Here is a 20320-nt window from a genome sequence, read left to right as displayed (position 1 = left end):
TCTGGTTATCGCGGCTCTCCAGAATGGCCTTACTTTCAATGAGAACAAGGTGAGGCCTCCCGTGGACAAGACTTTCCACCAGCCCCTGGGCGGCAATGAGATGCCCCGTTTCGGTGGTATCGCCACGATGATGCGTTTGCCCCATGTGCAGGCCCCCGAAGAGCTGGAGCGTCTGGATGCCGCGTTTGTGGGTATTCCGCTGGATATCGGGACGTCGTTGCGCTCGGGTACTCGTTTCGGGCCGCGAGAGATTCGGGCCGAGTCGGTGATGATCCGTCCTTACAACATGGCCACGGGCGCAGCGCCGTTCGACTCGTTGAACGTGGCGGACATTGGCGATGTGGCAATCAATACGTTCAATCTGCTGGATGCGGTGCGGATCATCGAAGAGGCCTACGACCGGATTCTGGGGCACGGCATCGTCCCGCTGACCCTGGGCGGCGACCACACCCTGACGCTGCCGATCCTGCGGGCCATTCACAAGAAGCATGGCAAGGTCGGGCTGGTGCATATCGATGCCCATGCCGACGTCAACGATCACATGTTCGGCGAGAAGATCGCCCACGGCACCACGTTTCGCCGCGCTCAGGAAGAAGGCTTGCTGGACAGCGACCGCGTGGTGCAGATCGGCCTGCGCGCTCAGGGTTACACCGCCGAGGATTTCAACTGGAGCCGCAAGCAGGGTTTTCGTGTGGTGCAGGCTGAGGAGTGCTGGCACCAGTCGCTGACGCCGCTGATGGCCGAGGTGCGCGAGAAAGTCGGTGGCGGGCCGGTGTATCTGTCGTTCGATATCGATGGCATCGATCCGGCCTGGGCTCCGGGCACCGGCACGCCGGAGGTCGGTGGGCTGACCACGATTCAGGCGCTGGAGATCATTCGCGGCTGTCAGGGGCTGGATCTGATCGGCTGTGATCTGGTGGAGGTGTCGCCGCCTTATGACACCACCGGCAATACCTCGTTGCTGGGGGCCAACCTGTTGTACGAAATGCTGTGTGTGTTGCCGGGTGTGGTGCGTCGATAAAGCCCCATGAATGACTTTGTGGGAGGCAGCTTGCTGGCGACTTTAGCGTACAGACGCAGCATATCTGCAGGTTTTGAGGCCTTTTCGCCAGCAAGCTGCCTCCCACAAGTTTGTGTGTACCTCAGCTGATCGGCATTAACTCTACTGACCAATCGTGACAGGCGCTGGAGCAGCCCATGAAGCTGGAAATCTTTCGTACCTTGTGGGGTTATTGCGGCACCTGGCAGCAGGCGCTGGATGAGGCGCATGTCGCCGGTTTCGATGGCTTCGAGGCGCGTATCCCTGAGCAGCAGGCCGAGCGTGCGGCGTTCGCGGCGTTCTTGCGTGACAACCGGGTGCCCTATATCGCGATTCTGTTCACTTCCACGCCGGTGCTGCCGTTGCAGTCGGCTACCCCGGCTGAGCATCTGGCGGATTTCAGGCACAAGTTGCAGCTGGCCGCCGAGCTTGAGCCGCGCTTTGTCAATGTGCTGGCCGGTAACGACCGCTGGCCGCTGGCGCAGCAGGTGGACTTCTTTGGCGAGGCGCTGGAGATTGCGGCGCGCAGCGGTTTGATGTGCAGTTTTGAAACGCATCGGGCGCGTTCGCTGTTCAATCCTTGGCTGACTCTGCAACTGATCGAGCAAGTGCCGGACCTGCGTTTCACCAGCGACATCAGCCATTGGGTGGTGACCTGCGAGCGGCTGCTGGACGACCCGGCCGATGATTTGAGTGCCTTTGTCGAGCGTGTGCATCACATTCAGGCGCGGGTGGGTTACGACCAGGGGCCGCAGGTGCCGCACCCGGCGGCTCCGGAATACGCTGCGGCGCTGGCGTTTCATCAGCAGCATTGGGAAGCGATCTGGCGTTCGCAACTGGCCCGCGGTTTTACCGGGACCACCCTGACGCCCGAGTTCGGCCCCGATGGTTATCTGCATCACCTGCCTTTCACCGATGTGCCGGTGGCCGATCTGTGGGGCCTCAATGCCTGGATGGGCCGCACCGAGCGCGACCACTTCAATGCCTTTTCCAACCGCCCAGAGAACCAGCAGCCATGAGTGAACGTTCTGCTTTCACCCGGATTCCCGTGGTCGATATTCACGGCCTGTTCAGCGAACGCCTGGAGGACCGCCAGGCCGTGGCTCAGGCCCTTGGCGAAGCGGCCCGGCATGTGGGTTTTCTATACATCACCGGCCATGGCATCGCCCCCGAGTTGGTCGACAACCTGCACCGCGCCGCCGAGCAGTATTTCGCCCAGCCGCTGGACGCCAAGATGCGTCATTACATCGGTACGTCCCAGAGCCACAAGGGTTTCGTGCCTGAAGGCGAGGAGGTGTATGGCACCGGCAAGCCGGATCACAAGGAAGCGTTCGACATCGGTTTTGAAGTCCCCGCCGACAACCCGCTGGTGCTCGCCGGTACGCCGCTGCTGGGGCCCAATGACTGGCCGAGCCTGCCGGGTTTTCAGGCGTCGGTGCAGGCGTATTACAAGGCCGTGTTCGCGTTGGGGCATCAGTTGTTTCGCGGCTTTGCCCTGGCCCTTGGGCTGGATGAGCATGCCTTTGATGACATGGCCTGTTTCCCGCCCTCGAAGCTGCGCCTGATCCATTACCCCTACGACGGCGAAGCGCAGGATGCTCCGGGCATTGGCGCGCACACCGATTACGAGTGTTTCACCATTCTCAAGGCTGATCAGCCGGGCCTGGAGGTGATGAACGAGCAGGGCGAGTGGATCGACGCACCACCGTTGGGCGATGCCTTTGTGGTGAACATCGGCGACATGCTGGAAGTGATGACCGCCGGTGCTTTTGTCGCCACGGCCCATCGAGTGCGCAAGGTCAGGCAGGAGCGCTATTCGTTCCCGCTGTTTTATGCCTGCGACTACCACACCCTTATCAAACCGTTGCCGCAGTTCGCGGCGGCTGAACAGAATTACGAGCCCATCGCCATTGGCGAGCACATGTGGGCCCAGGCCTTGCAGACGTATCAATACCTTCGCCAGCGCGTGGCCAGTGGGCAGATTGCCTTGCCGGAACGCGCCAGAAAGCCTTCAAGCTTCGGGCATCTGAAAAACCAGAGCGTGACTTTGTGATCTGCCTTTTCCCTCAACCTGGAATGACGACTATGCAAAACTCCACGCTTTCGCGCCTTGCCACTTCTGTGCTCGGCCTGTCTCTGTTGTTCGCGGGCAGCGCCCAGGCGGCACCGACTGCCACGCCGGGCACGCTCAAGGTCGGTATGGAAATCTCCTATCCGCCGTTCGAGTCCTACGACGGCGACAAGGTTGTGGGTTTCGACCCGGAAGTGTCCGCCGCCCTGTCCAAGCAGATCGGTGGCCTGAAGGTCGAGTTCGTCGACACACGCTTCCCGAACCTGATTCTGGGCCTGAATGCCAACCGCTTCGACACCATCATTTCGGGCATGTACATCACCGAGGAGCGCACCAAGCAGGCGGAAGCCATTCCTTACGCGCAGGTGGGCGCAGCGATCATGGTGCGCAGCGACAGCACCGCCAAACCGCAGCAGCCTGAGGACTTGTGCGGCCTGAAAGTCGGTCTGCAGCAGGGTACCAACTGGATCAACCAGCTCAAGGCGGTGTCCAGCGATTACTGCGCCAAGCAGAACAAGGGCGAGATCCTGATCAGCGAATTCCCGACCACGGCCGAGGCGTCCCAGGCGCTGATGTCCGGCAACATCCAGGCCCATCTGGAAATCTCCGCCGCTGCGCAGATGATCATCGACAAGGCCCGTGGCCGCATCGTCATCAGCTCGCAGAAGTCACTGTATGCCCAGACCTTGGGCGTCTATGTGAAGAAGGGCAACACCGAGCTGCTGGAAAAAATGCGCAGCGCGGTTGAAACCTACAAGAAGAGCGACGAGTACACCCAGTTGCTCAAGAAGTACAACCTGGATCCGGCGTAACACGCCTGTTTCTAACGGGCCAGACGACATCGATATGTCGGCTTCACTGGCCCTGTGGGAGGCAGCTTGCTGGCGACTTCAGCGGCAGTCGCCAGCAAGCTGCCTCCCACTCCCGTTCTGCGTCGATGGCTCCAGAGCCTTTGTATTCACCTGATTCACCGAGGTCATCATGGCATTCGATTGGGCCTATTTCTTCTCGCTGTTTTCTGTCTCCGCCTTCTGGAAAGCCTGCCTTACCGTGGTTCAGTTGAGCACTCTGTCCTGGTTTATCGGTCTGGTGCTGGGCTTTCTGCTGGCCAGCGCCAAACTGTCCGTTCATGCCTGGCTGCGCATGCCGGCGAGTCTGTATATCTGGCTGTTTCGCAGCATCCCGTTACTGGTGCTGCTGGTGTTCGTCTACAACCTGCCGCAACTGTTTCCCGTGACCGGCAGCGTGCTGTCGCAGCCGTTCTATTCCGGGCTTATCGCCTTGGTGCTGACCGAAACCGCCTATATGGCCGAGATCCATCGCGGCGGCTTGCTGTCGGTGCTCAAGGGCCAGCGTGAAGCCGCCAAGGCGCTGGGCATTCGCGGGGTTGGCGCGCAGCGGCTGGTGATCATTCCCCAGGCCATTCGTATTTCCTTGCCGACGCTGACCAACGAATACGTGACCATCGTCAAACTCACTTCGCTGGTGTCGGTGATTTCCCTGAGCGAGTTGTTGCTGGTCGGCCAGCGTCTCTATGCACAGAACTTCCTGGTGCTGGAAACCCTGGCGGCCGTGGCCATTTATTACGTGCTGATCGTCACGCTGTTCGGCTGGCTGCTGCAATGGGCCGAGCGCCATCTGGACCTGTCCCGCAAGAACGCCCGGACCCTCGATGACACCCAGGCTCAGGCCCTGCGCCAACCGGCGAGTGTCGGCAAGAAACGTAACGAGCCGTTGCCCGGACAACCCGATGCCTTGTTGTTGCGCGACATTCACAAGCGCTATGGCAATCACGAAGTCCTCAAGGGCATCGACCTTGCGGTCAAACCCGGTGAGGTGATTTCCATCATCGGCCCGTCCGGCTCGGGCAAGACGTCGCTGATCCGCACCATCAACAGCCTGGAAAGCATTGATCGTGGCGAGATCGTGCTGTTCGGCAATGACTTCATCAAGGCTGGCAAGCGTGACGATGCACCGGTCATCCGCCAGGGCATCCGGCGCATTGGCATGGTGTTCCAGAACTTCAACCTGTTCCCGCATCGCACGATCCTCGACAACGTCATCCTCGCGCCGCGTTATCACGGGCTGGCCAATTCCGCCGAGTTGCGCCGCAAGGGACATGCACTGCTGGATCGGGTCGGGCTGCTGGCTCATGCCGACAAATACCCGCATCAGTTGTCTGGCGGTCAGCAACAACGGGTGGCGATTGCCCGTGCTCTGGCCATGGAGCCGGACATCATGCTGTTCGACGAACCCACCTCGGCGCTGGACCCGGAACTGGTGGGTGAGGTACTCAATGTGATTCGTGGTCTGGCCGGGGAGGGCATGACCATGTTGATCGTCACCCATGAAATGGATTTTGCACTGTCGATTTCCGACCGTATCGTGTTCATGGAAAACGGCCATGTGGTGACCGACGCTTCGCCTGCATCGATCCGCAGTGAAGGTGATCCACGGGTGCGCCGCTTCATTGGTCTGGAGCAGGAGGTGACTGCATGAGTACCTGTGGTGAATTCCTCGTAAAGCAATTGCAGGCCTGGGGTGTCGATACCGTGTTCGGCATTCCTGGCGTACACACCATCGAGCTGTATCGCGGCCTGCCGGGCAGCGGCATTCGCCATGTCACGCCGCGTCATGAACAGGGCGCGGGCTTCATGGCGGACGGCTATGCGCGGGTCAGCGGCAAGCCGGGTGTCTGTTTCATCATCACCGGGCCAGGAATAACCAATATCCTCACCGCCATGGGCCAGGCCTACGCCGACTCGATTCCGATGCTGGTGATATCCAGTGTCAACGAGCGGGCGCGGCTGGGGCAGGGCAACGGTTATCTGCATGAACTGCCGAACCAGCGTGCGATGGTCGCCGGGGTCAGTGCTTTCAGTCATACCCTGATGAGCGTTGATGAACTGCCTGCGGTGCTGCTCCGTGCTTTTGCAGTGTTCGACAGCCAGCGCCCGAGACCGGTACACATCGAGTTGCCGCTGGATATCATCACCGCGCCTGCCGACCACTTGGCGCTGCTGCCTCGTCAGGTCATCGCTCGTCCGTCGCCGGATCTGGCGGCCATTCATGAAGCGGCAGAACGCTTGCGCGCTGCCAAGCGCCCGCTCTTGCTGCTGGGCGGCGGTTGCGTTGCGGCCATGGACGAGGCCCGTGAGCTGGCTGCACGTCTCGACGCACCCACGGCCCTGACCATCAATGCCAAAGGCCTGTTGCCGGGGGATCATCCGTTATTGCTGGGCAGCAACCAATCGCTGTTGCCGGTGCGGCAACTGGCGCTGGAGGCTGATGTGGTATTGGCGATTGGCACTGAATTGGGCGAAACCGATTACGACGTGGTGTTCGACGGTAATTTCCGGATTGGCGGCGAGTTGATCCGTATCGATATCGACGCCGAACAACTGACCCGCAACCACACGCCGAGCCTGGCCATCCTCAGCGATGCCCGTCAGGCGATGCGCGCCTTGTTGGCCGAGTTGCCCGTTCGTGCGGCAAGCGCCGACAGCCCTGGGGCGAAACGTGCGGCAGCGGTTCGCGAACAATTGAGCGAAGACTTCAGCGGCTGGGCGCATTACCGGCGACTGTTCGAGTGCGTGCTGGAAGTGTTGCCCGATGCGCGTTTTGTCGGGGATTCGACCCAGACCGTTTACAGCGGCAATCATCTGGTCGAACTGGACAGCCCGCGCCGCTGGTTCAACGCGTCCACCGGCTACGGCACGCTGGGCTACGGCCTGCCTGCGGCTATGGGCGCCAAACTGGCAGAGCCTGAACGAACAGTCATCAGCTTGATGGGGGATGGCGGCATCCAGTTCACCCTGCCGGAACTGGCCAGCGCCGTGGAAGCGGGAATCGCGATCATCGTGCTGTTGTGGAACAACCAGGGATATGGCGAGATCAAGCGCTACATGGAACGCCGGGACATCACGCCGCTGGGCGTGGACATCTACACCCCGGACTTCATCACGCTGGCCCGAGGTTTCGGCTGCGCCGCCGAACGCGCCCGCGACCATGCCCACCTGAAAACCCTGCTACGTCAAGCCCCGAATGACCGCCCGCTGATCATCGAAATCAACGAGGCGCCACCGTTTGTGCCGTGAGCTGATCAGTTAAGTCATAACTGTCACTTGTGGGAGGGGCCTTGGCCGCGACGACCCAGTGACAGGCAACACATTTTCAGCCTCACTTCGCCTGACACACCGCTTTCTCGACGGCGAGAAGCTGTTGGGCAATCTTTCACTCACCACGACTGGTGAGTATTCAAAGGTGAATCAGTCACTCATCCCCAAGCTTTCAGGGCGTCGGTATCGTAAATCCTGCTGTCTCGGGTTTGCGGTGTTTAATGCATAGATTTATAGGCGTTATAGTCGTTATTTGGTATTTGTGCCTAGAAATAAAGGCGCTATGCATTTTTATGGATTCCTCCTAATATCAATTCACAACGCCTAAAATTCTGGGCAAAAAACATATATTTAACGCTTTGCGCATAGGAATGAGAGCACTATGCAAACCATTTCCATGACCGATGATGCAATCGCGGCTGTCATTGGCGAGCGTATCGAAGCCATACGACTCAAGCGCAATATCCATCAGGACGTGGTTGCGCACGAAGCGGGCATCTCGCGAGAAACCTATCGGAAAATCGCTTCCGGTAAGGGGACTCTGGTGAATGTGATCGCCGTACTTCGGGCGCTGGGTGAGCTTGATCGCCTGTCGTCAATGATTGCTGAGGTCCGGGCGAGTCCGATCCAGATGGCAAAGATGCAGGGAAAACAGCGGATGAGGGCGGCTTACTCCAAAGCTGAAAAGCCGACGGCTGCCCTGCGTAAAACAACAATTGATAAGCCGAAGCTCATCGGCAATCCGGACGTGAAGAAGGACCTTGGCTGGTGATCGCAAGAATATACCTCTGGGACGTCTATGTTGGCGCTTTGAACTGGAACGCTGAAGCCCAGATTGGCGAATTCGAATACGCTCCTGAGTTCGTAGGCACAGGGCTTGAGATATCCCCTATCCATATGCCTCTGCGTGCTGGCTACACCTATATTTTCCAGAGTCTGAACCGTGACACCTTCAAGGGGCTGCCTTCAGTACTGGCCGATTCACTTCCGGATGACTTTGGTAATGCACTCATCGATGCGTGGCTGGCGCAACAAGGGCGCAGCAGGATGACGTTTACCCCTGTCGAAAGATTGCTATACCAGGGTTCACGAGGGATGGGTGCCCTTGAGTACCGGCCAGCACTGGCTGGTGAGCAAAATAAAGCCGAGAGTATTCAGATTGACGCTTTGGTGCGTATTGCCAGCGAGGTCCTTTCCGGACGTGAGTCTCTGGCCGAGCGGCTGACCGCCAAGGATCCCTCGGTTGACGATGCTGCGCTGCAGAATCTGATTCAGATCGGTACAAGTGCTGGCGGTGCGCGGGCCAAGGCGATCATTGCGATAAACGACAAGCTTGAAATCCGCTCTGGTCAGGTGCCTGCACCCGCAGGATTTGAATATTGGCTGCTGAAGTTTGATGTCGCCAAAAACTCGAATGTCCTGGCAGACAGTCAAGGTTATGGACGAATCGAGTTTGCGTATCACCTCATGGCGAGGGCCGCTGGTATAACAATGACTGAGTGCCGCTTGCTTGAGGAAGGTGGTCGGGCGCACTTCATGACCAAGCGCTTTGATCGAACGGCTCAAGGCGAGAAGATTCATATGGCAACCTTGTGCGCTCTGGACCATGCGGACTTTCGAAGGCCGGGCCAGTACTCCTATGCTGAAGCATTTACTGTGCTGCGTACGCTTGGATGTTCGCGAGATGAGGCTGAAGAGTTCTATCGTCGTATGGTCTTTAACGTGATTGCTCGGAATCAGGATGATCACACAAAAAACATCGCTTTCATGATGGATACGGACGGGACCTGGTACCTGACGCCTGCATATGACGTTTCATGGTCTTACCTGCCAGGTAGCGAATGGGTTGAAACCCACCAAATGACCATTAACGGGAAGCGCGATGCCTTCACCCTCGACGATCTTTTGTCAGTCGCAAGGCTGGTTCGAGGTATGGATGCTAGTAAGGTCATCCGGCAGGTACACGATGCCGTAATGCAATGGCCTTTGTATGCGGCGCAAGCCGGGGTCGCTCAAGCGTCTATTGAGCGCATCGGTAAAACGCATCGCAGTTATCTGGTAGGAGAGCTGCCCTGATATCAGCCAGGTAAGGCATACATCAAATTCAGGGAGGGGTGCGGATTTATCCGCGGGTGATGGATGTTCCTGGGCTTTCGCGAATGAATTCGCTCCCACACACATTCACTGTGCACCGTGGGAGCGAATTCATTCGCGAAGAGGGGGGAGAAGAAGAACCAATCAATCCCAGCTCAACGCACCGCCAGTCTGATACTCGATAACCCGAGTCTCGAAGAAGTTTTTCTCTTTCTTCAAGTCCATGATTTCGCTCATCCATGGGAACGGGTTGTTGGTGCCCGGGTATTCTTCTTTCAGGCCGATCTGCGACAGGCGACGGTTGGCGATGAATTTGAGGTAGTCCTCCATCATCGCAGCGTTCATGCCCAGTACGCCGCGAGGCATGGTGTCGCGGGCATATTCGATTTCCAGCTGGGTGCCTTGCAGGATCATCTGCGTGGCTTCTTCCTTCATCTCGGCATCCCACAGGTGCGGGTTTTCGATCTTGATCTGGTTGATCACGTCGATACCGAAGTTCAGGTGCATGGATTCGTCGCGCAGGATGTACTGGAACTGCTCGGCAACGCCGGTCATCTTGTTGCGGCGACCCATGGAGAGGATCTGGGTGAAGCCGCAATAGAAGAAGATGCCTTCCAGAACGCAGTAGTAGGCGATCAGGTTACGCAGCAGTTCCTTGTCGGTTTCGACGGTGCCGGTCTCGAACTTCGGATCGGAGATCGAGCGGGTGTATTTCAGGCCCCAGGCTGCCTTTTTGGCGACCGATGGAATCTCGTGGTACATGTTGAAGATCTCGCCTTCATCCATGGCCAGCGATTCGATGCAGTACTGGTAAGCGTGGGTGTGGATCGCTTCCTCGAAGGCCTGGCGCAGGATGTACTGGCGGCACTCGGGGTTGGTGATCAGGCGGTACACGGCCAGCACGAGGTTGTTGGCAACCAGCGAGTCGGCGGTGGAGAAGAAGCCCAGGTTGCGCATCACGATGCGGCGCTCGTCGTCGGTCAGGCCTTCCGGGTTTTTCCAGAGGGCGATGTCGGCGGTCATGTTGACTTCTTGCGGCATCCAGTGGTTTGCGCAACCGTCCAGGTACTTCTGCCAGGCCCAGTCATATTTGAAAGGCACGAGCTGGTTGAGGTCGGCGCGGCAGTTGATCATGCGCTTTTCATCGACAGCGACACGGGCCGAAGCACCTTCCAGTTCAGCCAGACCTTCGGCAACGTCCAGAGCATCCAGTGCTTTCTTGGCGCGGATCAGGGCGGCAGAGTCGCTGGCGGTAATTGCGCGGGCTTCCAGTGCGGCAGCGCCACCGGCGCTGTCCAGGCGATCCATCGTGGCTTCGTGAGCCTGTGCAGCCTGGTTGGGTTTGGAGGCTACTTCGCCTTCGTCTTTGTCGAATTCGTCCCAGCTCAGCATGGTGGTAAAGCTCCTGTGCGTGAGGGTGCCTGCGGCAACCGCGGTTGGATTTTCAAGTGTGGATCGCCAGCGTTGCGACAGGTGCACGCTGGCAGTGAATGTTCGAGGTTTACTCGGAGTCTTTAGTGATCGCCGATCTATGAAATTGTCGGTCGTTCAGTGCGCTTGTGAGGTCGGCTCACACGCGAGCAATACGGGTTTTCGGGGTTGCTTTCAGGTGAGCCAGCTTTGCATTTGCAAATGGTCATTTGAGTGCCCTGGAGCAAGCGCGGGAGTATACAGATTTTTCTCCGCAGCTTGTTCATCCGTCATTGAATTTGCTGTGTGATTTCGCGCTTTTTTTCAGGTTTGCACGTTCATTTTCACTGCACCGAAAATGGGCGACAAACGAAGCGTAAATCCCTTATGTAGTGTTTTTTACAATTGGAAACGCAGGATATAGTGCCTCGGCTTTTCCGGCAATGGCTCATTGGCCACCTTTTCCGAGCGTTTGTTTAGAGCATGACCTGGGTCAAGAGTTGCACCTGCCCGTAGACAGCGGCTCTCAGAGGAGTGCGAAAATTTCATGCGCTTGAATGCTGGCGGTTTTGCTGTCGGTAAATCGACGAATGGCCAGTAGTCAGAGTAGTGAGTGCCATCGGTTTACATCAAGGCGATGTCGCCCGACCACCGATGGCATCAGGTGCGGGTCAGTATCATTCTGCCGGTGGTTTGTATCCCGAAAGCATTTTCAGTACATCAGCATGTGAGCCGCTTGCTTCCGCAAACCGTAACGGCTTGGCGCGCTCGACGACCAGTTCGCTCGGGGTCGGAGTGACCTTGAGCAGGTCGAATATTTCATTCAGAAACTCGTCCAGGGGCATGGCGTGTTCGTCGTTTTCCTGGCCGAGTAACGTGGTGCGCACACCCGGCGGCGCAAGCTCAATCACTTCGACCGACGAGCTTTCCAGTTGAACCCGCAGGCTTTGAGTGAACGAATGAACGGCCGCTTTGGTTGCGCTGTAGGTCGGTGTGGCAGGCAGCGGGACGAATGCCAGAGCCGAACTGACATTGATGATCGTTGCCTTGGGCTGTTTGATCAGTTGAGGGATGAATGCGTACACCATGCGGATCGTGCCCAGCAGGTTTGTCGTCACGATGTCTTCGGCAGTGCTCAGGTCTTGCGGGGCGGTCAGATCCTCCCAGTGCATGATGCCAGCGTTGTTTATGAGGACGTTGAGGTTCGGGTGACTGATCGCAAGCGCTTCGCTGGTGCGCTGAATGGACTGCGGATCGCAGACGTCCAGCACTACGGATTCGATGCCCGGATGTTCCGATACGATCTTGTCGAGCAGCGCTTTGCGACGTCCCGCGATGATGACGGTGTTGCCCGCCTTGTGAAGCCCGAGCGCCAGGCCGAGGCCTATGCCTGAGGTGCTGCCGGTGACCAGAATCGTATTGCCAGTGCTGTTCATAGTAAAATCCAGTGATGGTGTTTATTCGGACGATTGTCCACTTGTGGAAGCTATCGGACAGCTGTCCGCTTTGCAAGGCGATGAAGGAAAAACTTTGTTCATGAGTGACGAATTGGTGATGCGTTCTGACGCCCGGAAAAACCGGGAGCGGATCCTGGAGGTCGCGGTGGTCGAGCTGACACTCGATCCTGCAGTTGCGCTGAGCGCGATTGCGAAAAAGGCCGGGGTAGGGCAGGGCACGTTCTATCGTCATTTCGCGACCAGGGAGAGCCTGGTATTCGAGGTCTATCAATTCGAAATGCAGCAGGTGGCCGCGTTGGCAGAACAGCTGCTCGCGACAAAAAAACCTGAGGAGGCCCTGCGGGAATGGATGGGCTGCCTCGCTGAATACGCAATGACAAAGGCCGGGCTTGCGACCGCGATACGACAGGCCGCCTCTGCATATGAATTTCCGGGGAAGTCGGGGTACGCGCCAATCCAGTCAGCAGCCGAATTGCTTTTGAAGGCGAATGAAAAGGCCGGAACGATTCGTTGCGGGGTGACCAATGACGACTTCTTCCTGGCCATTGCCGGCATATGGCAGATAGATTCCCAGAGCGAATGGCGCCCACGCCTGGCCAGATTGATGAATCTGGTGATGGATGGTCTATGCGCCGGCAGCCCTCAAAGCCTGAAAAAGGACGATGCGTAGCCTTTAATGCCGATCAGTTAAGGTCATAAGTCACTGTGTGGGAGGCAGCTTGCTGGCGACTTCAGTACAGACACAGAATATCTGTCGGTTTTGAAGTCTTTTTCGCCAGCAAGCTGCCTCCTACACGTTGTGTGTGCCTTGCCGATTACTTTTGCGTCAGTAATGCCTTTCTGGCTGCCTTTTCATCCTTCATGGCGGCGATTTCACGTTCGCAGGCCTCGATGTCGAACGAGTTGTCCCACTTGGCAATGGCGAGGGTGCCGATGCCATTGCCGATCAGGTTGGTCACGGCTCGGGCTTCGTTGAGGAACCGGTCAATGCCCAGGAGCAAGACCAGGCCTACCAGAGGAATGGAGTGGATGGTGGTGAGCGTTGCCGCCAGTGTCACGAAGCCCGCACCCGCCACGCCGGCCGAGCCTTTTGAGGTCAGCAGGAATACCCCCAGCAGAATCATCTGATCCATGAAGGTCAGGGGCGTGTTGGTCGCCTGGGCGATGAAGATGGCGGCCATGGTGAGATAGATGCAGGTGCCGTCGGCATTGAAGGTGTACCCCGTTGGCAGCACCATCCCCACCACGGATTTCTTGCAGCCGAGCTTTTCAAGTTTCACCATCATTCGCGGCAGCACGGCTTCAGTGGAGCAGGTTCCGAGGGTGATGAGGATTTCATCCTTGAAATAACGCAGAAACTGCATGAGGGGCATGCCCGACCACCGTGCAACCGCACCCAGTATGACCACGATGAAAATCAGGGTCGTGATGTAGAGCGCGACCAGCAACTGGCCCAGTGAAAGCAGGGTACCAATCCCGTACTTGCCAATGGTGAACGCCATGCCGGCACCGGCACCGAGCGGAGCCAGGCGCATGACCATTGCAACGATCCTGAACAGGCCTTGCAGGAACAGATCAATGGTGTTGATCAGCGGCTTGCTGGTTTCGCCCATTTGAACCAAAGCTACCCCCATCAGGACCGAGAGCAGAATGACCTGAAGCATGACCCCGTTGGAGAATGCGCCCAGGAAGGTATGGGGGATGATGTTGAGGAAGAACTCAATGGTGCCGCCTTGCTCGCTTGCCGCCTGGCTGTACTTGCTGATCGCACTTCCATCCAGCGCGTTGGCGTTGATGTTCATTCCGACGCCAGGTTTCACGATGTTGACTACAACAAGGCCGAGAACAAGGGCAATGGTCGAAAGAATCTCGAAGTAGATCAGAGCTTTCACGCCAATGCGTCCGACTTCCTTGATGCTGCCCATCTTTGCGATACCCACGACGACCGTACCGAAAATGATGGGCGCCAACAGCATCTTGATCAGCTTGATGAAACCATCGGCGAAGGGTTGGAGCTTGGCTCCGATATCGGGCACGAAGTAACCGATTGCGGCACCGATCACGATGCCGATCAGCACCTGCACATACAGCTGGCTGTACCAGCGGGACTTGGAAATTTCCACGGAAGCACCTCATTTTATTGTTGTGATGGGCGTGTGGCTTGAGGTCGGGAGATTGATCCGCGGCCTCTTCGACAGGGGCCGCAGATCAAGAGGGATCAGCCTTCGCCCAGCTCGCGCATGACGGCATACAAGGCGGACTTCGCCTCGAAGCCGACACCTGGAATATCCGGCAGGCCTACAAAGCTGTTTTCCACGCGGATTCCGTCAGCGAAGCCGCCGAAAGGCTGGAACACGTCCGGATACGATTCGTTACCGCCCAGGTGAAGGCCCGCTGCGATGTTCAGGGACATCTGGTGACCACCGTGGGGCACCACGCGGCGCGACGACCATCCCATGTCTTCCATCACTTTCAGGGTACGCATGTATTCCACCAGCCCGTACGACAGGGCGCAGTCGAACTGGAGGTAATCGCGATCCGGGCGCATGCCGCCGTGGCGCAGAAGGTTGCGGGCATCCTGGTGGGAGAAGAGGTTTTCCCCCGTCGCCATGGGCAGTTCGTAGTGATTGGCAAGCTCGGCCTGCAGTGCGTAGTCCAGCGGATCGCCAATCTCTTCGTACCAGAAGAGGTTGTACTTCTTGATGGCTTCGGCGTACGCAATACCGGTCTGCAGATCGAAGCGGCCATTGGCATCGACCGCCAGTCGACGACCGTCCCCCACCACTTCAAGCACCGCTTCGATACGGCGGATATCTTCGTCCAGTGGCACTGCACCAATCTTCATCTTGACGACGTCGTAGCCACGATCCAGATAACTCTGCATTTCTGCCTTGAGCTTGGTCTGGTCTTTGCCGGGATAGTAGTAGCCGCCCGCTGCATAGACCCAGACCTTGTCATCGGCCACGCCGTTACGGTAGCGGTCGGCCAGGAGGCGATACAGCGGTTTGCCTTCAATCTTGGCGACGGCATCCCATACCGCCATGTCGATGGTGCCCACGGCGACCGAGCGCTCGCCGTGACCGCCTGGCTTTTCGTTGGTCATCAGGGTTTTCCAGATGGCGAACGGGTCCAGGTTGTTGTTTTCATGGTCGATGAGGGTGTCTGGGTCGGCTTCCGTGATACGCGCCAGGAACCGGTCGCGCATCAGGGCGCCCTGGCCATAACGGCCATTGGAGTTGAAACCGTAACCAATGACAGGCTTGCCATCGCGGATCACATCCGTGATGACGGCGACCACCGAGCAGGTCATTTTCGAGAAGTCGATGTAGGCGTTGGCAATAGGGGAGGCGATAGAGACAGTTTTTTCACGAATGTCCACGATACGCATGGCGGGTTCCTCTTGTTGTTGATGACCCCACGTTATGCTTTGCGATGACCCCCGCCCAATGCTATTAATGCCGCGCCCTATGCACAGGAGGCATTGCCCTTGGAACTCGTCTGGCTCGAAGACTTTTCAGCGCTTGCGGAGTACGGCAGCTTTGTCCGTGCCGCTGAAGCACGCCATGTCACTCAGCCGGCCTTCAGCCGCAGAGTTCGTTCATTGGAAAACTGGATGGGAGTTGAGTTGTTTGTGCGTACACCTCAGGGAGCAATCCTGACCGATGCGGGGAGGCAAATCCTGCCCGCTGCCCAGGAGGCTGCCAGACGTTTGTACCGGATACGCAACGAGGCTCAAGAGGTCGCGGGCATGGCCGCCAGGTCCCTGCAATTCGCGGCCACTCACTCCCTGTCGTTTACATTTTTCCCCAAGTGGCTTCGCAGCTCGGAAAACGGTGCCCCCATCGAGTCGGTGCAACTGCACTCCGACAGCATGGCTGTTTGTGAACAGATGCTGATACATGGGCAGGTTCAGTTTCTGCTCTGTCACCGCCACCCCGATGTACCGCCTTTGCTGGCACCTGATCAGTTCATCGGCAAGAAGGTGGGTGAGGACGTTCTTGTGCCGCTGGCGAGCGCTTCTGCCCACTTCGGTACGTCTCCCGCGGCGTTGCCTTACCTCGCTTACACCCATGAGTCTGGCCTGGGGCGTATCGTCGCTCACCGCCTGCGTGGCAAGGAAGACTACCTGCACCTCAAACCGCTTTTCAGCACCCACCTTGCAGCGGTGCTGATGTCCATGGCCCTGGAAAGCAAAGGCGTGGCGTGGTTGCCCAAGAGCCTCACCGAGCAGGAAATACTCGATGGGCGTCTGGTCAGAGCCCTCGACGAAAGCTGGGATATACCTCTGGAAATTCATCTGACCCGACCGGCAGCGCCACTCAGCCAATCTGCCGAAGAGTTCTGGACGCGGATCGGCAGCAACTGATTTAACACCGATCACTTAAGGTCTAAACAAAACGTGTGGGAGGCAGCTTGCTGGCGAAAGGGCCTGTGAACCGACAGAAACTCTGCGTCTGTACACTGAAGCGTCGCCAGCAAGCTGCCTCCCACAACGTGATTGATGACCCTGACTGATCGCGTTTTCCAGACGGCCATAAACCAAAAACCCCCTGCATGAGCAGAGGGTTGATGGTATTTCAGGGCTTTGTTACCTGAGTGTTACTGACAAGCTTCGCAATCCGGCTCGTCGATGGCGCAGGCCTTTGGCACGGGTGCCGGGCCGGCGGGGGCTGCTTCGGCTGGACGCGGCGCGGTGATCGCGGAGTCGTCCGGGCCGTGGCCGCCGCTCGATACTGCGTTGAGCTTGCCTGTGTTGATGGTCGACTTCTCGGTGCTGGTCGCAGCCAGGGCACGGAGGTAGTAGGTGGTTTTCAGACCACGGTACCAGGCCATGCGGTAGGTCACGTCCAGTTTCTTGCCCGAAGCGCCCGCGATGTACAGGTTCAGGGACTGAGCCTGGTCGATCCACTTCTGACGGCGGCTTGCGGCGTCGACGATCCACTTGGTTTCCACTTCGAACGCGGTGGCGTAAAGCTCTTTGAGCTCCTGCGGAATGCGCTCGATCTGTTGTACGGAACCGTCGTAGTACTTCAGGTCGTTGATCATGACCGAGTCCCACAGATCACGAGCCTTGAGGTCGCGAACCAGGTACGGGTTGATCACGGTGAATTCGCCCGACAGGTTCGATTTCACGTACAGGTTCTGGTAGGTCGGTTCGATCGACTGCGATACGCCGGTGATGTTGGCGATGGTCGCGGTCGGTGCGATGGCCATGATGTTCGAGTTACGGATACCTTTCTGAACGCGGGCACGTACCGGTGCCCAGTCCAGGGTTTCCTTCAGGTCGACATCAATGTACTTCTGGCCACGGGCTTCGATCAGGATCTGTTGCGAATCCAGCGGCAGGATGCCTTTGGACCACAGCGAACCCTGGAACGTCTCGTAGGCACCGCGCTCGTCCGCCAGGTCACAGGAAGCCTGGATGGCGTAGTAGCTGACCGCTTCCATGGACGTGTCGGCAAACTGCACAGCCGCATCGGAACCGTACGGGATGTGCTGCAGGTACAGCGCGTCCTGGAAGCCCATGATACCCAGGCCGACCGGACGGTGGCGCAGGTTGGAGTTCTTGGCCTGCGGTACCGAGTAGTAGTTGATGTCGATCACGTTGTCGAGCATGCGAACCGCGACGTCGACAGTGCGCTTGAGCTTGTCGGTGTCCAGCTTGCCGTTGACGATGTGGTTCGGCAGGTTGATCGAGCCCAGGTTGCAGACCGCGATCTCGTCCTTGTTGGTGTTCAGGGTGATCTCGGTGCACAGGTTCGAGCTGTGGACCACGCCCACGTGCTGCTGCGGGCTGCGCAGGTTGCACGGGTCCTTGAAGGTCAGCCACGGGTGGCCGGTCTCGAACAGCATCGAGAGCATCTTGCGCCACAGATCCTTGGCCTGGATGGTCTTGAACAGTTTGACCTTGCCCGGGTATTCGGTCAGGGCTTCGTAGTACTCGTAACGCTCTTCGAAGGCCTTGCCGGTCAGGTCGTGCAGGTCCGGCACTTCCGATGGCGAGAACAGGGTCCACTTGCCGTCGTCGAAGACGCGCTTCATGAACAGGTCAGGGATCCAGTTGGCGGTGTTCATGTCGTGGGTACGACGACGGTCATCGCCGGTGTTCTTGCGCAGCTCGATGAACTCTTCAATGTCCATGTGCCAGGTTTCCAGGTAGGCACAGACAGCGCCTTTGCGCTTGCCGCCCTGGTTGACCGCAACGGCGGTGTCGTTGACCACTTTCAGGAAAGGCACGACGCCCTGGGACTTGCCGTTGGTGCCCTTGATGTAAGAGCCCAGCGCACGGACCGGCGTCCAGTCGTTGCCCAGGCCGCCTGCGAATTTGGACAACATGGCGTTGTCGTGGATCGCGTGGTAGATGCCCGACAGGTCATCCGGCACGGTGGTCAGGTAGCAGCTGGACAGTTGTGGACGCAGGGTACCGGCGTTGAACAGTGTCGGGGTCGACGACATGTAGTCGAAGGACGACAGCAGGTTGTAGAACTCGATGGCGCGATCTTCTTTCGCTTTCTCTTCGATCGCCAGGCCCATGGCCACGCGCATGAAGAAGATCTGCGGCAGTTCGAAACGCACGCCATCCTTGTGGATGAAGTAACGGTCGTACAGGGTCTGCAGGCCCAGGTAGGTGAACTGCTGATCGCGCTCGTGGTTGATGGCCTTGCCCAGTTTTACCAGGTCGAAGTCGGCCAGCACAGGGTTGAGCAGTTCGTACTGGATACCGGTGGCGATGTAGGCAGGCAGGGCCTTGGCGTACAGGTCGGCCATTTCGTGGTGAGTGGCGCTGTCGGCGACTTCCAGGAAGCTCAGGGCTTCGGCGCGCAGGGTGTCCATCAGCAGGCGGGCGGTAACGAACGAGTAGTTCGGCTCGCGCTCGACCAGGGTACGGGCAGTCATGACCAGTGCGGTGTTGACGTCTTTGAGGGCAACGCCGTCGTACAGGTTTTTCAGGGTTTCGGTCTGGATCAGGCCGGCGTCGACTTCAGCCAGGCCTTCGCAGGCTTCGGTGACGATGGTGTTCAGACGACCCATGTCCAGAGGCGTCAGGCTGCCGTCGGCGCGAGTGATGCGGATCGAAGGGTGTGCCTGGACTTCGCTTTCTGGAGCGCGGCCAGCACGTTCCTTGGCGCGGGAGTCACGATAGATGACGTAGTCGCGAGCGACTTTCTGCTCGCCGGCACGCATCAGGGCCAGTTCGACCTGATCCTGGATTTCTTCGATGTGGATGGTGCCGCCCGACGGCATGCGACGCTTGAAGGTCGCGGTGACCTGCTCGGTCAGACGTGCAACGGTGTCGTGGATGCGCGACGAGGCGGCAGCGTTGCCGCCCTCAACTGCAAGAAACGCTTTGGTGATAGCGACGGTGATCTTGTCATCGGTGTACGCAACAACAGTGCCGTTACGCTTGATCACGCGCAGTTGACCCGGTGCGGTCGCAGACAGGTCCTGTTGGCCCTGGCCCGATTGCGGCGCATTGGTCGGCGAGTTCTCGCGAGTTGTGTCTGTTTGCATGGGTGTCTCCACGTTCTTTAAGTTTGTTCGGGCAGCCAGGCCACCCACCGATCCGTCTTGAGGCATTCAGCCGCCAAATAGGGCGACTGCAAAGGACTTCAAAACGGAGCTGGGAGTGCCTGATCAGCACTTCCGGGCTTTGAAGTCGAAAGGGGAGCGGTTCAATAGCTCCGCTCCCTTGAAAATCTGATGAAGATTGCTGGTTTGATGTTGCAAAACGTGTACCGGCTTGCCAGAGGCTGGCGCGGTCGGTTGGGCTATTGAACACGTCTTAAAGTTCAACCTTGCAGGCTCAAGAAAAATGCTTGAATTTCTCGATTGAGTCGTGCTGGTGTTTCTCCACAAAACCCTACATGTAGGGTGTCGATTCGGATCGGGCTACAAGATAATGCGTTTGCGGTATCAATTGCAACGCACAGCCTGTGGATAAGCTTGTGCGTAGTTTGTGTATGAATCGCCCATATCGCGTGTAGGCCGCATAACTACTGAGCCGGACCGTTTGTCATCGTTTTTTACATTGATGTGCGACTCGAAGCGGATTTTTGCGGGCGCGAACCCTATCACAAAAAACATATCATGCAAGGCCGCCTTGGCATGTCGTGTGCTTGTTCCCGCGCTT

General features: G+C 58.2%; 15 protein-coding genes. 10 read left to right on the top strand and 5 right to left on the bottom strand.

What is annotated here, in order from left to right:
* Positions 1 to 61: 61 nt before the first annotated feature.
* The 8 genes from speB to KGD89_RS19100 all read left to right on the top strand — a co-directional run bounded on the left by speB (position 62) and on the right by KGD89_RS19100 (position 9304).
* On the top strand, positions 62 to 1021 hold the full coding sequence (gene speB, locus KGD89_RS19135; RefSeq protein WP_025261377.1) for an agmatinase: 960 nt from the start codon (positions 62 to 64) through the stop codon (positions 1019 to 1021).
* Positions 1022 to 1197: 176 nt separating this feature from the next.
* Positions 1198 to 2058: a sugar phosphate isomerase/epimerase family protein gene (locus KGD89_RS19130; protein ID WP_025261376.1), complete on the top strand. Its 861-nt coding sequence runs from the start codon at positions 1198 to 1200 to the stop codon at positions 2056 to 2058.
* Positions 2055 to 3092, top strand: coding sequence for an isopenicillin N synthase family dioxygenase (locus KGD89_RS19125; RefSeq protein ID WP_025261375.1), 1038 nt, complete (start codon positions 2055 to 2057; stop codon positions 3090 to 3092). The genes KGD89_RS19130 and KGD89_RS19125 overlap by 4 nt, the downstream gene beginning before the upstream one ends.
* Positions 3093 to 3124: 32 nt before the next feature.
* Positions 3125 to 3922, top strand: coding sequence for a transporter substrate-binding domain-containing protein (locus tag KGD89_RS19120; protein WP_025261374.1), 798 nt, complete (start codon positions 3125 to 3127; stop codon positions 3920 to 3922).
* A gap of 169 nt (positions 3923 to 4091) precedes the next feature.
* Entirely contained in the window at positions 4092 to 5609 is a 1518-nt protein-coding gene (locus KGD89_RS19115; protein WP_025261373.1) for an amino acid ABC transporter permease/ATP-binding protein, read from the top strand.
* A complete protein-coding gene (locus KGD89_RS19110) occupies positions 5606 to 7207 on the top strand; it encodes a 5-guanidino-2-oxopentanoate decarboxylase (RefSeq protein ID WP_025261372.1) in 1602 nt (533 codons plus the stop codon). The genes KGD89_RS19115 and KGD89_RS19110 overlap by 4 nt, the downstream gene beginning before the upstream one ends.
* A gap of 403 nt (positions 7208 to 7610) precedes the next feature.
* Entirely contained in the window at positions 7611 to 8000 is a 390-nt protein-coding gene (locus KGD89_RS19105; RefSeq protein WP_025261371.1) for a helix-turn-helix domain-containing protein, read from the top strand.
* Positions 7997 to 9304 carry a type II toxin-antitoxin system HipA family toxin gene (locus KGD89_RS19100; protein ID WP_095067505.1) on the top strand — a complete coding sequence of 436 codons (1308 nt, stop codon included), beginning with the start codon at positions 7997 to 7999 and terminating at the stop codon, positions 9302 to 9304. The genes KGD89_RS19105 and KGD89_RS19100 overlap by 4 nt, the downstream gene beginning before the upstream one ends.
* A 162-nt stretch (positions 9305 to 9466) precedes the next feature.
* Here KGD89_RS19100 and KGD89_RS19095 read toward each other — a convergent pair whose 3' ends face one another.
* Positions 9467 to 10714, bottom strand: a complete 1248-nt coding sequence (locus tag KGD89_RS19095) for a ribonucleotide-diphosphate reductase subunit beta (protein ID WP_025261369.1) — start codon at positions 10712 to 10714, stop codon at positions 9467 to 9469.
* Between the two features lie 695 nt (positions 10715 to 11409).
* Positions 11410 to 12168, bottom strand: coding sequence for an SDR family oxidoreductase (locus tag KGD89_RS19090; protein WP_025261368.1), 759 nt, complete (start codon positions 12166 to 12168; stop codon positions 11410 to 11412).
* 100 nt (positions 12169 to 12268) lie between these two features.
* Between KGD89_RS19090 and KGD89_RS19085 the strand changes: the two genes are divergently transcribed.
* Entirely contained in the window at positions 12269 to 12859 is a 591-nt protein-coding gene (locus tag KGD89_RS19085) for a TetR/AcrR family transcriptional regulator (protein WP_025261367.1), read from the top strand.
* A gap of 145 nt (positions 12860 to 13004) precedes the next feature.
* Here the strand turns inward: KGD89_RS19085 and dctA are convergent, their stop codons facing one another.
* Together dctA and KGD89_RS19075 are read right to left on the bottom strand one after the other, a co-directional pair.
* The gene (dctA, locus tag KGD89_RS19080; RefSeq protein ID WP_025261366.1) at positions 13005 to 14312 is read right to left on the bottom strand and encodes a C4-dicarboxylate transporter DctA; all 1308 of its coding nucleotides are present in this window, start codon (positions 14310 to 14312) and stop codon (positions 13005 to 13007) included.
* A 95-nt stretch (positions 14313 to 14407) separates the two neighbouring features.
* A complete protein-coding gene (locus KGD89_RS19075; RefSeq protein WP_025261365.1) occupies positions 14408 to 15577 on the bottom strand; it encodes a mandelate racemase/muconate lactonizing enzyme family protein in 1170 nt (389 codons plus the stop codon).
* Between the two features lie 99 nt (positions 15578 to 15676).
* Between KGD89_RS19075 and KGD89_RS19070 the strand changes: the two genes are divergently transcribed.
* On the top strand, positions 15677 to 16555 hold the full coding sequence (locus KGD89_RS19070) for a LysR family transcriptional regulator (RefSeq protein WP_025261364.1): 879 nt from the start codon (positions 15677 to 15679) through the stop codon (positions 16553 to 16555).
* Between the two features lie 233 nt (positions 16556 to 16788).
* On the opposite strand, the gene KGD89_RS19065 is transcribed toward KGD89_RS19070, so the two are convergent.
* A complete protein-coding gene (locus tag KGD89_RS19065; RefSeq protein ID WP_025261363.1) occupies positions 16789 to 19701 on the bottom strand; it encodes a ribonucleoside-diphosphate reductase subunit alpha in 2913 nt (970 codons plus the stop codon).
* Positions 19702 to 20320: the final 619 nt, after the last annotated feature.

Source organism: Pseudomonas cichorii (assembly GCF_018343775.1).
GTDB lineage: Bacteria > Pseudomonadota > Gammaproteobacteria > Pseudomonadales > Pseudomonadaceae > Aquipseudomonas > Aquipseudomonas cichorii.
The sequence above is the reverse complement of the archived record's forward strand: the minus strand, read 5'-3'. Positions and strand labels throughout refer to the sequence as shown.

Coding starts and splice junctions, on each gene's coding strand:
- KGD89_RS19130 (WP_025261376.1), top strand. CDS start 1,198: ATGAAGCTGGAAATCTTTCGTACCTTGTGGGGTTATTGCGGCACCTGG.
- KGD89_RS19125 (WP_025261375.1), top strand. CDS start 2,055: ATGAGTGAACGTTCTGCTTTCACCCGGATTCCCGTGGTCGATATTCAC.
- KGD89_RS19120 (WP_025261374.1), top strand. CDS start 3,125: ATGCAAAACTCCACGCTTTCGCGCCTTGCCACTTCTGTGCTCGGCCTG.
- KGD89_RS19115 (WP_025261373.1), top strand. CDS start 4,092: ATGGCATTCGATTGGGCCTATTTCTTCTCGCTGTTTTCTGTCTCCGCC.
- KGD89_RS19110 (WP_025261372.1), top strand. CDS start 5,606: ATGAGTACCTGTGGTGAATTCCTCGTAAAGCAATTGCAGGCCTGGGGT.
- KGD89_RS19105 (WP_025261371.1), top strand. CDS start 7,611: ATGCAAACCATTTCCATGACCGATGATGCAATCGCGGCTGTCATTGGC.
- KGD89_RS19095 (WP_025261369.1), bottom strand. CDS start 10,714: ATGCTGAGCTGGGACGAATTCGACAAAGACGAAGGCGAAGTAGCCTCC.
- KGD89_RS19090 (WP_025261368.1), bottom strand. CDS start 12,168: ATGAACAGCACTGGCAATACGATTCTGGTCACCGGCAGCACCTCAGGC.
- KGD89_RS19085 (WP_025261367.1), top strand. CDS start 12,269: ATGAGTGACGAATTGGTGATGCGTTCTGACGCCCGGAAAAACCGGGAG.
- KGD89_RS19075 (WP_025261365.1), bottom strand. CDS start 15,577: ATGCGTATCGTGGACATTCGTGAAAAAACTGTCTCTATCGCCTCCCCT.
- KGD89_RS19065 (WP_025261363.1), bottom strand. CDS start 19,701: ATGCAAACAGACACAACTCGCGAGAACTCGCCGACCAATGCGCCGCAA.